This window comes from Mycobacterium sp. ENV421 (genome assembly GCF_002887815.1).
GTDB lineage: Bacteria > Actinomycetota > Actinomycetes > Mycobacteriales > Mycobacteriaceae > Mycobacterium.
In genome coordinates this window covers 293,792-305,234 of record NZ_PDHO01000004.1, presented here as the reverse complement: position 1 = coordinate 305,234, position 11,443 = coordinate 293,792, and the positions used below count along the sequence as shown (strand labels likewise).

Below are 11,443 nucleotides of genomic sequence, written 5' to 3'. Positions count from 1 at the left end.
ATTATCCCGACTCCACCGCTTACCGGAGCGGGTTTGGGGCCAGTTCGGGATACCGTCATCATCCGGCCGGCGGGCAGCACTCGCCGATCATCGGTGCCGCAGTGTCACAGCAAATATTGCAAAGACAAATTGCCACCCTTATCGGCGGCCGTTGGTAATGCACATCAGGGCGCGCGGAATTGGTTGGGCACCTGCATATTCCACCGCGTCGGTCCGGTCCCGGATATATTGACGATGACGCAATCAGAATTACTGAATTAACGGCACGGCGAATTGCACGGATGGCGACCATTCGACTCGCAAATCAGGTACATTCCTGTGGTCCATATCACTGGCCACGGCCGGTAGGGGCGCTCGTTCGCTTGGGTCGGGGTGAGGAGGGGCTGCGGTGAACTGGCGCGACCGTCCGCCGCTCAAGGCTGCCGGCTTGATCTTTCTCGCCGTGATCGTTCTGGTCCTGTCGTTGGTCTATCTGCAATTCCGCGGCGATCTGTCGCCTCGGGCAACGTTGACGATGGTGTCTGATCGCGGCGGCCTGGTGATGGACACGGGGTCAAAGGTCACCTTCAACGGAGTGGTGATCGGCCGGGTCATCAGCGTCAGCTCCGGGGAGCGCGACGGAAAGAACATTGCGCGCCTGAGGCTCGACGTCGAGCCCCGCTATCTGGCCTACATTCCCGCCAATGTGCACGCCGACATCAAGGCCACCACGGTCTTCGGCAACAAGTACGTCGCACTGTCGACACCGAAGAACCCGGTGTCGGCCCGGCTGACGACGTCCGACGTGATCAACGCCTCCAGCGTCACCACGGAGTTCAACACCCTGTTCGAGACGGTCACCTCCATCGCGGAGAAGGTGGACCCGGTCAAGCTGAACCTCACGCTGTCGGCGACGGCCGAGGCGTTGAACGGGCTGGGCACCAAGTTCGGCCAGTCGATCGTCAACGGCAATTCGGTGCTCGACGACATCAACCCGCAGATGCCGCAGATCCGCCGCGACATCCAGCGGCTGGGCGATCTGGCCGACGTCTACACCAAGGCCAGCCCCAACCTGTGGGATGCGCTCGACCACGCGGTGGTGACCGCGAACTCGCTCAACGGCCAGCAGCACGACATCGACGCTGCCCTGCTCGCCTCCATCGGATTCGGCAACGCCGGCGCCGACATCTTCGAGCGCAGCAAGCCGTACTTCATTCGGGGAATGGCGGACCTGGTCCCCAGCTCCCAGCTTCTCGACACCTACAGCCCCGAACTGTTCTGCGGTATTCGCAACATCGCGCAGGCGGCGCCCAGTGCACTGGATGCCTTCGGCGGCAACGGATATTCACTTTCCACGATGACCGAGATCCTCGGCGCGCCGAATCCCTACGTGTACCCGGACAACCTGCCAAGGACTAACGGCAGGGGTGGACCGGGCGGAGCACCGGGGTGCTGGCAGACGATCGACCGCAATTTCTGGCCGGCTCCCTACCTGGTGATGGATGACGGGGCCTCGATCGCGCCGTACAACCACTTCGAACTCGGCCAGCCCTTGCTCACCGAGTATGTGTGGGGGCGTCAGGTCGGCGAGAACACCATCAACCCCTGAGGCCTTGCCGAAATCGGCACGTCCGCTCGGGGACCGCGGTTAACCTGAGCCGATGCGGGTCCGCCTGGAGAGCGCACGGTGCGTGGGTCATGCGCTGTGCTATGCCGTTGATCCCGAACTGTTCCCGGTTGACGACATGGGCTACTCGACACTCGAGGAGCATGACGTCGCACCCGGAGACGAGCAGCGCACCCGAGACGGTGTCGCAGCTTGCCCGGAACAGGCGCTGGTGCTCGACGAGGGTGACTGATTGGCCGGGCACGAGGTGTCCGGTGATCCCGCGCTGCGCCGGACCCTCACCGTCTGGTCGGCGGTGGGTGTGTCGGTTGCGCTCATGGCACCGTCGATGGCGATCAACATCAATCCGCAGGGAACGGCCACCGCGGTCGGTCGTGCAGTCCCACTGGCATTCCTGTTGGCGACGGTCGGCGTTCTGCTGATCGCCCACACGTTCGTCCGGCTCGCCCAACGGTTCAGCCACGCCGGCAGTGTGTACGCCTTCGTCGGTGTCACGCTCGGACCGCGGGCCGGCAGTGTGGCCGGCTGGCTCAACGCGGGAACCTATGTCTTTTTCGGCGCGGTGACTGCGACGGCAGCGGGCATCTTCCTGACCGATCTGGTTCGAAAAGTTGTTGCTCCTAACGAATTACCGGATTGGATTGCGTTCGTGTTCGCCTGGCTGGTTCTCGCCGCGGTGTGGTGGCTCGCCGCCAGGGAGATCAGGGGTGGCGCCACCGTCCTGCTGGTCACCGAAGGCCTGACGGTGATGCTGATCCTGGTGGTGGCGGCGATCACGCTGGGCAAGGTGATCACCGGCCACACTCCCGGCGGTCAGCATCTGGACATGTCGGTGTTCACCATCGCCCCCGGTACCTCCGTCTCGACGGTATTCCTGGGAATCGTGTTCGGCTTCCTGTCATTCGCCGGCTTCGAGGCCGCGGCGACTCTCGGTGAGGAAACCGAGGCGCCGCGGCGCAACATTCCCCGGGCCATCCTCGGTACCGCGCTGTTCGGCGGGGTGTTCTTCGTGACGGTCACGGCGATCGAGATGATGGCGTTCGGCACGGACTCGGCCGGGGTCGCGGCCTTTGCCAAGTCCGACGCGCTGATGGGCGATATCGCCGAGCGGTACGTCGCACCGTGGCTGTCCTATGTCATCGTCGTCGGCGCGACGTTCAGCGCGGCGGCCTGCTGCCTGGCCAGCGTGGTGGGTGCGAGCCGGCTGCTCTACGCGCTCAGCAGGGACGGTATCGGCCCGGCCGCGCTGGCAGCTGTGCATCCCCGACGCAACGTTCCGCATTTAGCGGCGGCAACAGCGGTGGCGGCGGTGTTCGCAATCCAGGCGATCGGCTGGATTGCGTTGCGGGCGCGTCCATTCGACGTGTTCAGCATCGCGGCCACAGCGGGCACGCTCATCTTGCTGGTGGCCTACGCACTGGCCACGTTGGGAGCTGTCCGGCTGCTATTCCTCGCCCGCGACAACCAGATTCGCAAGTCGGAGGTGATCCTGCCGTTGCTCGGTCTGGCCTTGCTGGGATACACCTTGTATCGCAATGTGATCCCGTGGCCGCACGGCAGTGCGGTGTGGGGGCCGTGCCTGGCTGTCGCCGTCCTGGTGCTGGTCGTGGCCGGCGTGCTCGCCCGGCCCGCCGCCGCCCGTGACGCGGGAGCGAAACTCATCGCACAACAGGGCTTTTGACGATATACGCCGCACTGCCGGGGTGGGCAGAGCGGCGTACTCGTGGATGTTCTATGCGGGCTGGGGGGCGGGATCGACTGGCGGAGGGGCGATATCGGCGCCGACGGGCACGATGTCGGGGGCCGGCGGAGGAACGTCGGCAGCCGGCGGCGGCGGCGCGTCGACGGTGTCGACAAACACCGGCGCATCCGGAGCCGGCGGGGGCGCATCCGGAGCCGGCGGCGCGGGCGGATCCTGCATGGCATCGGCAAGCATCGGCAGGTACATGTGGTGGGTGAACTGCGGCTGGTAGGCGCCGCCACCGCCGACGCGCACGCCGCCGCCCTCACCGCTGGACACCGCGGTGCCGTCGGGCAATGTGACTGCGGTGTGGCGGCCATTCCAGCCGATCACCAGGGAATTGGGGGCGGTTCCGTAGTGGAATCCGCGGGCGAGGAGGGCGGCTTCCTCGTTGCCGGTGTGGAACCGGCTGCCAAAGGCAGGCCTTCCGGTGGCCACATTTGACACCCAGGAGGCCAGTCCCGAGCAGTCGGTGCCAGCCGGTGTGTCCCCGCCGGGGACGTACGGCGTGCCTGACACCTGACTGATCAGAGTCATCAACGTCGCGATTGCAAACATGCGGCCGAAACTAACAACAATTTGCGCGCAGACCAAAGTCTGTGCTTTTCACCACGTTTCGCGAAAAAGTGTGTCCTGCACAACATAAATCTTAAGATTTATAAGGCTAATCCGATTAACGCGCTTTGCGCATTCCGCGAATTAAAGCCTATAACAAGGGATTTCGGCAAGGCATCGTCCACAGCACGTCGGCAGCAGTCGCCCAACCGCACGGCTCATCGGTCACGGCCTGTGACAGCGCCGAGACTACTTGAACGATTCAGGTGAGCTGGAATCGGGACTTTGCCGTGATCGCGCAGGTGTGCGACGATCAGCCTTCAGCGCGGACCTGGTCCTTGACCGCAGGCACGATAGGCGGCGCGGTCTTCCAGTTCGGCAGGCCATCGGACTCCAGGCCCACCGGCCAGCCCTCCTCGTGCACCTGCGCCCAGTGTGAGTGATTGAGCTGGTGCAGCGTGAAGCAGGCGTTCAGCGCGTTGTAGAAGCCCATGTTGTCGACGGTTTGATTCACCGCTTCTTTGGCGAGCAGAGCCGCCATCGTGGGCACCTCGGCGACCCGGCGGGCGAATTCCAGCGTCTTGTCGGCGAGCTCGTCTTGAGGGAAGACCTTGGTGATCATGCCGAGCTGATATGCCTCGTCGACCTCCATGGCGTCACCTGTGAGCATCAGCTCCTTGGTCTTGCGGGGTCCGAACTCCCACGGATGGGCGAAGTATTCGACACCGCACATACCCAGCCGGGTGCCCACCACGTCGGCGAACCGGGTGCCCTCGGCCGCGATGATCAGGTCGCACGCCCACATCAGCATCAGGGCCGCCGCGTAGACGTCGCCGTGCACCTGCGCGATGGTGATCTTGCGCAGGTCGCGCCACCGGCGGGTGTTGGCGAAGAAGTGATGCCACTCCTGCAGCATCAGCTTCTCGGCGCCCTCCCGGTTGGCGCCAAGGCCCTGAAAGCTCGGGTGCTGGTCCGGCCCCGGGGTGTACTCGGCCCGCGACACCGCCGACCCGAGGTCGTGACCGGACGAGAACATCGGGCCATGACCGCCCAGGATGACCACCCGAACCGTGTCGTCGGCCTCGGCCCGCAGGAACGCCTCGTTGAGCTCGACCAGCAGGCCGCGGTTCTGCGCGTTGCGCGCCTCGGGCCGGTTGAGCATGATGCGGACGATGCGGCCGTCATCGAGCTCTTCGTAGGTCAGGAAGCGGTAATCGGTGGACATAGCGGCATTCTATGCAGACGAGAACGTCGTTACCCGAGGCGGGCGCGCAATTCGCGCTTGAGCACCTTGCCGTAACTGTTCTTGGGCAGGTCGTCGACGAAGAGGTAGCGCTTTGGCCGTTTGAACCGGGCGATCCGATCGAGCAGGTGGGCGTCGAGCACATCGCCGGCGGCGGAGCCCACGACGAACGCCACGACCACCTCACCCCACTCGGGATCCGGCGCACCGACCACGCAGGCTTCGGCCACGTCGGGATGCTCCAGCAGCGCCTCCTCCACCTCCCGCGGATAGATGTTGCTGCCACCGCTGATCACCACGTCCTTGGAGCGGTCGTGCAAAGTCAGGTAGCCACGGTCGTCGAACGACCCCATGTCCCCGGTGTACAACCAGCCCTGCTTCACGGTGTCGCGGGTGGCCGCCGGGTTGTTCCAGTACCCGGACATCACGACGTCGCCCCGGCACACGATCTCACCGATCTGGCCCGGCTCGGCGCGGCCGCCGTCCGCGCGCAGCACGGCCACCTGGACGCCGGAACGGGGGTATCCCACCGACCCGAGGATCGCGTCGTCGCCGAGTTCATGGTCGGCGCGCCGCAATCCGGTGATCGTCATCGGCGATTCGCCCTGGCCGTAGATCTGCGCGAAGACAGGCCCGAACGCGGCCATCGCCTTCTTGAGGCCGTCGACGTACATCGGGCCTCCGCCGTACACGATCATGCGGAGGGCGGCGGGAGCCTCGCGCCCGGTGCCCACCAGGCGCTGAATCATGGTGGGCGCCAGGAACGCTGATGATCCCGGGTGTGCCGCGCAAAGATCGAGGAATTCGTCCGGGTCGAAGACGCCGGATGCGGCAACCACCTGCCGTGCGCCGCGCAGCACGTACGGCGCGATGTAGAGACCGGAGCCGTGCGACATCGGGGCGGCGTGCAGCAGGCTGCAATTCTCGTCCGGGGAATCGATGTCGGCCAGATGCGCCACCGTCATCGCGGTGAGACTGCGGTGGGACAGCATCGCTCCTTTGGAGCGGCCGGTGGTGCCGCTGGTGTAGAAGAGCCACGCCAGCGTCGACGGGTCGGTTACCGGGACGTCAGCGGGCGGGGCGGTGAACAGCTGGTCGTAGTCCGGGCCGCCGATCTGTTCGACCCCGACGGGGGAGTGCGGGGTCAGCTCTGTCGCGATCTTGGGAGAAGCGAATACCGTTGCCGCACCGCAGTCGTCGAGGATTTGTGCCATCTCACGGGGATGGAGCTTGAAGTTGACCGGGACGACGACGCACTCGGCCGCCCACACCGCGTAGAACAGTTCGATGATCTCCGCGCGGTTCTCGCTGGCGATCGCGATCCGCTGGCCTGGTGCGTGGACCCGCCGAAGCGATGCGGCCAGTCGCAGCGCGCGCTGCTTGAGCTCGCTCCAGGTGTGCAGCTGCTGCTCGCCGCGGTAGACCGCGCCGCGGTCGCCGAAGCGGTCCGCTGCCTGATCGAGGGTGGCGAACAGGTTCACCGGGCGACCCACTGCGAGGTCAGCGCGAAGTCGGACAGATACTTGGTGGAGCTCCAGCCGCCGTCGACCACGATGGTCTGGCCGTTGATGAAACTGCCTGCGGGGGAGCACAAGAACGCCACCGTGCCGGCGATGTCCTCGACCCGTCCCAGCCGGGTGTGCGGTGTCATCTCCGTCTGCATCTTCCGGAAGCCGGGGTCGTCCAGGCGGTGCTCCACCATCGGGGTGACCGTGACGCCCGGCGCGACGGCGTTACTGCGAATCCCTTGTGCGCCGTACTGGCACGCGATGTGCAGGGTCAGTGCGGTCAGGCCGCCCTTGGCTGCGGAGTAGGCACCGCCGCGCAGACCGCCGACCACGGCGAAGGTCGAGGTGACATTGATGATGGCCGAACCCGTTCGCATGTGCGGGATCACGTCGCGGGCGAGCCGGAACGGCGCGCGCAGCATGACCCCGAGGAAGTGGTCGAGCGTCTCGTCGTCGGTTTCGTGTAACGGTTTCGGGCTGCCGACCCCGGCGTTGTTGATCAGGAAGTCGACATGTCCCCACCGGGAGACCGCCGCCTCGACGATCCGCTGCGGCGCATCGTCGTCGGTGAGGTCGACCGCCAGCGTGGCCACCCGGTCGGGATCGCCGATCGCCTCGGCCAGCGCGGCCAGCCGGCCCGCGTCGCGCCCGGTGCCGACGACAGCCATGCCTGCCGCGGCGAGCGTTGTGGCGCAGGCGAATCCGATTCCACTGCTTGCGCCCGTCACCACCGCCACCTGGGGATCACTCATCCGCGTCGACCAATCTCGCTCGAATTCGATGTTTCAGTACTTTGCCTGCGTCGTTCTTGGGCAGCGCGTCCCAGACGACCACCTGCTCGGGCCACTTGAACTTCGCGACACCGGTGGCCTGCAGAAAGTCGCGCAGATCGCCGACGTCTGGCCCCGGCGGCCGATCGGTGACGATCACCGCGCACGCCCGCTCCCCGGTGCGCGGGTCGGGAACCCCGACGATCGCGATCTCACCGATGTCGGGGTGGCCGAGCAGTAGGTCCTCGACTTCCTTGGGGGAGATGTTCTCGCCGTTGCGGATCACGATGTCCTTGGCCCGGCCGGTGACCACGAGATAGTGGCCGTCCACCCAGTGACCGAGATCGCCGGTGCGGAAATAGCCGTCGGCATCGAAGGCGTCGGTGTCGTCTTCCGGATGCAGGTAGCCCAGCAGCATCTGCGGACCCCGGGCCCGGATTTCACCGTCCACGATCGTCACGTCGGCGATGCCGGGTCGGCCGTCGGTGTCGGCGGCCCGGTCGCGATCGTCGGGAGCGCCGATCGTCGTGACCGGCACCTCGGTGGAGCCGTACACCCGAGTGACCACCGCCCGCTCGAAATAGTCGGCGGCAGTGCGGATCAGCTGTGGCGAAACCGAGGCACCGCCACAGATGAACACCCGCAGCTCGGGTAGTCGGGTGTTCGCGCGTTGGGCGGCGGCGAGAATCGCCTGCAGGAACGGCGTCGCGCCGGCCATGTGTGTGCAGTGCTCGGCGGTCAGCAGTGCGACCGCGCCGTCGGAGTCCCACCGGTCCATCAGCACCGCGGTGGTTCCCAGCAGCACTGGGCATTCGAACGCATAGATCGAGCCACCGATGTGGGCAATGGGGGAGGGCACCAGGAATGCCGATCCCGGATCGATCAGCCAGTGTCTGCCGATCTGGCGGATCAAGGCGTGAATCGAATTATGGCTGTGAAGAACACCTTTGGGCCGTCCGGTGGTGCCGGAGGTGTAGAGGATCATCCGGACGGCGTCGGGGTCCAGAGCCGGGGCCGACGCCGGCTGGGTGGGCAGCGAGTCGAACGCGAGCTGCCCGGTCAAGGGTTCGCCGCGGACCACGACGACAACCGGTGGATGGGGCAGCGCCGCGGTGACGCGCTGGAGCATTGCCGCATAGTCGTGACCGCCGACATCGCCGGGCACGAAGATCATTCGCACATCGGCGTCGGCCAGGATGAAAGCCAGCTCGTGGTCACGCAGCGACGGCAGAATCGGATTGACCACCATGCCGGCCGCGGTCGCGGCGTGGTAGATGATCGCCGCTTCATGCCAGTTGGGCAGCATGAACGACACCACGCTTGCGGCGGGTATCCGGGTCAGCATCGCGCCGGCCAGCCCGGTCGCCCGATTGTGAAGTGTTGCGCAGTCGAGGCGCACCGGGCCGTCGACGAGAACCTCCCGCTGCGGGGTGTCGCGGGCGGCGGCGGTCAACGCGTCCGCCAGGGTGTCGTGCACCCACAATCCGGAACCGTAGGCCCGGGTGGCCAATTCGGCGTCACGCTGCGCGGTGCGCATTGCCCGTCAGCCCTTCACCCGTCGCATCGTCATCGAGTGGCGGAACCGCGAGGCCGGGTGCGTATTGACGGTCACCTGGGCGATCTCACCATCAGACGTGATGTAGGTGCGTTGCATCTCGAGTGCGGGTGTACCCGGTTCGACCTTGAGCCGGCCGGCCAGCTCGACGCTGATCTGGACAGCGGAGATCTCCTGCCGCACTTCAACGATGCTGAGCCCGAACAGGTCCTCGATGAGCGGGAAGATCGGCCCGCTGTGGTTCTGCAGCATCCGGCCCACCGCCGCGAACGCGCGGTTGATGTAGTACTCGGTACGACAGACCGGGGCGTCGGCTCCGTCGGCGCCGCGGAAGCCCCGCACCGCCAGCCATTCTTCGCCGGCCGCCAACCCTGTCCGGTGCTCGAGTTCGTCGTCGATGGTCACCATGGCGATCGATTCGATCGCGAAGCGGGCACCCGTCGCGAAGGCCAGCAGATCATTGATGGACACCACGTCCTGGACGTAGGCGTGTGCCGACGGCCTGGGCACCACCATGGTGCCGGCCCGCGGCCGGGACGACACCAGGTTGTCCTCACGCAGCCGTCGCAAGGCTTCGCGCACCGTATACCGGCTGACCGAAAACCGTTGACACAGTTCGTGTTCAGTGGGTAGCTGAGAACCGACGGGATACACCCCGTCCACGATCTCCTTGCGCAGCGTGCGGGCCACCTGAATATAGCGGTGGTCGCCGGACTCGGGAGGTGTCATGTCAGCTGCTCCGGCGCAGGGCCAAGATGCTGCCGTCGGCATCGGCCGAGACGTATATGGTGCCGTCCGGCGCGGCGGCGATCCCGGCGAACGGCCCCTGGGGACCCGAGAACGGCGGCATGCCGCGCAGCGGTTTGGGGGTGACGCCAGGTGGTGTGCCGACCGGAAGACCCGAGGCGATCGTGGTTCGCGATCCGCTGTCCAGATCGACTTCGAGCAGCGACTTGGCGTCCGCGTCGACGATGTAGAGCCGGTTGGCGTCCACCAGAATGCCCTGCGGACAACCCAATCCGTCCACGACCGGCTCGATCCTGCCGCCATCGACCCGCACCACCCGGCCGCGTTCACTGACCAGCGCGCTGCCATCGGGCCCGAACGCCACCCCGACCGGAGTATCGAGTCCGGTCGCCAATACCTCGGTGCGACCGGCGTCCACTGACACCAGCCGCCCGGTGCCCTGCTCCACGGCGACGATGCCGCGCGCTGCAACGGCCACCCCGTAGAGCTGGTCCAATCCGTCGGCCAGAAAATCGCTTTCGCCCTGGGTGGGGCGGAACCGCGCGACCTGCCCACCTGACGTCGTCACCACGAATTCGCCCGGCCCCGTCGCGGTCACACCCCGGACGAAACCGGGGTAGCCGGGGCTGAACAGCATGCCGAGCGTCTGCAGTTCGCCATCGGCGCCTAGTGCATAGAAGTAGGTGCCGTCCGCGATGTACACGACACCGTCGGAACCGACCGTGAGGTCCAACGGCCAGTTCAGCCCGCCGGGCAGCGCGGTGCGGGTCTGCAGGCCGTCGAGGACCTCGGTGATCTCGCCGGTGAAGTTGGAGACGAACAGTCTGTTCCCCACGAACGTCAGGTTGTCCAGCCCGGGACTGAGGTTGGCCAGCACGGTGTGCTCGCCGGTGCGGGGGTCGATCTGCAGCACCTGGCCGCTGTGTACCTGGGTGGAGACCAGATTGCCGTTCGCGTCGAATTTCACCGCATCGGGCACGCCCAGGCCGCCGGCTACCACTTCGGGGCCGCCGCCATCGGGGTCGATGCGCCAGATCTCGTTGGCACCCATCACCGGGAAGTACAGCAACCCGTCGGGTCCGACCTCCATCGCGTTGGGTGAGGGCACGTTCTCCAGCAGGATGCGCGGCGGTCCGCCGGCCGGATCGAGCTCGATGATGCGGCCACCCTCGCGGCATTCACCGATGAAGAGCCGGCCGCGGTGCACGGTGATGCCGTTGGCGCAGGGCAGATCGTCGCGCAGCACCCGAGTGCTGCCGTCGGCGGCCCGCACGCTGACCCGCCCGTCCATCACCTCGGTGGCGTACAGGTTCCCGGCATCGTCGAACGCGACGTCGTCGGGGGCGATGATGTCGCCGCCCTTGGCGCTGATCGTGTCGAGTGATCCGGTCCCGATGTCCAGGGCGCTGATCTGGCTGCCGGTCACCTGCGCGATGTACACCCGACCGTCCGGACCGGTCCGCAGACCGTTGGCGCCGAACAGCCGGCTGGGTGCGGTGCGGCGCTCGATGGTCCAGCCCTCGGCCACCACCGGGGGTTGGACGAGGGTGAAGCGGCCAGGCGAAGGACGCAGCGACCTCTGTTCCACCGCGTGACCGTACCAAGCTGATTTAGTCCAGACAATAGGCGCCATATTTCTGCATGATCACCCTTGACGAGGCCATATCCGCTGCGGAATCATGTTCTCCATTCGGCAGAGTCCAGCTATTTGTCCGGAC

Annotated in this window: 10 protein-coding genes; 3 read left to right on the top strand and 7 right to left on the bottom strand. The window is 66.4% G+C overall.

Translation table 11 applies throughout. The annotated features are described in order from the left end of the window. Nucleotides 1–388 precede the first annotated feature (388 nt). The 3 genes from CRM90_RS07800 to CRM90_RS07790 are packed head-to-tail and all read left to right on the top strand — an operon-like array spanning nucleotide 389 to nucleotide 3,287. Entirely contained in the window at nucleotides 389–1,588 is a 1,200-nt protein-coding gene (locus CRM90_RS07800; protein WP_102806405.1) for an MCE family protein, read from the top strand. 52 nt (nucleotides 1,589–1,640) lie between these two features. Further along, nucleotides 1,641–1,838, top strand: a complete 198-nt coding sequence (locus CRM90_RS07795; RefSeq protein WP_102806404.1) for a ferredoxin — start codon at nucleotides 1,641–1,643, stop codon at nucleotides 1,836–1,838. After that, a complete protein-coding gene (locus tag CRM90_RS07790; protein ID WP_199189814.1) occupies nucleotides 1,839–3,287 on the top strand; it encodes an APC family permease in 1,449 nt (482 codons plus the stop codon). A 51-nt stretch (nucleotides 3,288–3,338) separates the two neighbouring features. Here CRM90_RS07790 and CRM90_RS07785 read toward each other — a convergent pair whose 3' ends face one another. The 7 genes from CRM90_RS07785 to CRM90_RS07755 all read right to left on the bottom strand — a co-directional run bounded on the left by CRM90_RS07785 (nucleotide 3,339) and on the right by CRM90_RS07755 (nucleotide 11,313). Beyond that, on the bottom strand, nucleotides 3,339–3,905 hold the full coding sequence (locus CRM90_RS07785) for a peptidoglycan endopeptidase (protein WP_199189813.1): 567 nt from the start codon (nucleotides 3,903–3,905) through the stop codon (nucleotides 3,339–3,341). Between the two features lie 310 nt (nucleotides 3,906–4,215). Next, on the bottom strand, nucleotides 4,216–5,127 hold the full coding sequence (locus CRM90_RS07780; RefSeq protein WP_102806403.1) for an enoyl-CoA hydratase: 912 nt from the start codon (nucleotides 5,125–5,127) through the stop codon (nucleotides 4,216–4,218). 29 nt (nucleotides 5,128–5,156) lie between these two features. Further along, the gene (locus CRM90_RS07775) at nucleotides 5,157–6,626 is read right to left on the bottom strand and encodes an AMP-binding protein (RefSeq protein ID WP_502693242.1); all 1,470 of its coding nucleotides are present in this window, start codon (nucleotides 6,624–6,626) and stop codon (nucleotides 5,157–5,159) included. After that, entirely contained in the window at nucleotides 6,623–7,405 is a 783-nt protein-coding gene (locus CRM90_RS07770) for an SDR family NAD(P)-dependent oxidoreductase (RefSeq protein ID WP_102806401.1), read from the bottom strand. The genes CRM90_RS07775 and CRM90_RS07770 overlap by 4 nt, the downstream gene beginning before the upstream one ends. Continuing rightward, the gene (locus CRM90_RS07765; RefSeq protein ID WP_102806400.1) at nucleotides 7,398–8,960 is read right to left on the bottom strand and encodes an AMP-binding protein; all 1,563 of its coding nucleotides are present in this window, start codon (nucleotides 8,958–8,960) and stop codon (nucleotides 7,398–7,400) included. Before CRM90_RS07765 ends, CRM90_RS07770 begins: the two co-directional genes overlap by 8 nt. Before the next feature lie 6 nt (nucleotides 8,961–8,966). Further along, nucleotides 8,967–9,707 (bottom strand): GntR family transcriptional regulator, encoded by a 741-nt coding sequence (locus CRM90_RS07760; protein ID WP_102806399.1) that lies wholly within the window; start codon nucleotides 9,705–9,707, stop codon nucleotides 8,967–8,969. Nucleotide 9,708: 1 nt separating this feature from the next. After that, on the bottom strand, nucleotides 9,709–11,313 hold the full coding sequence (locus CRM90_RS07755) for an SMP-30/gluconolactonase/LRE family protein (protein WP_233209210.1): 1,605 nt from the start codon (nucleotides 11,311–11,313) through the stop codon (nucleotides 9,709–9,711). Nucleotides 11,314–11,443 lie beyond the last annotated feature (130 nt).

Excerpts from the sequence above, each read along its gene's own strand:
- CRM90_RS07795 (WP_102806404.1), top strand. The coding sequence starts at position 1,641 with ATGCGGGTCCGCCTGGAGAGCGCACGGTGCGTGGGTCATGCGCTGTGC.
- CRM90_RS07770 (WP_102806401.1), bottom strand. The coding sequence starts at position 7,405 with ATGAGTGATCCCCAGGTGGCGGTGGTGACGGGCGCAAGCAGTGGAATC.
- CRM90_RS07760 (WP_102806399.1), bottom strand. The coding sequence starts at position 9,707 with ATGACACCTCCCGAGTCCGGCGACCACCGCTATATTCAGGTGGCCCGC.
- CRM90_RS07780 (WP_102806403.1), bottom strand. The coding sequence starts at position 5,127 with ATGTCCACCGATTACCGCTTCCTGACCTACGAAGAGCTCGATGACGGC.
- CRM90_RS07765 (WP_102806400.1), bottom strand. The coding sequence starts at position 8,960 with ATGCGCACCGCGCAGCGTGACGCCGAATTGGCCACCCGGGCCTACGGT.
- CRM90_RS07785 (WP_199189813.1), bottom strand. The coding sequence starts at position 3,905 with ATGTTTGCAATCGCGACGTTGATGACTCTGATCAGTCAGGTGTCAGGC.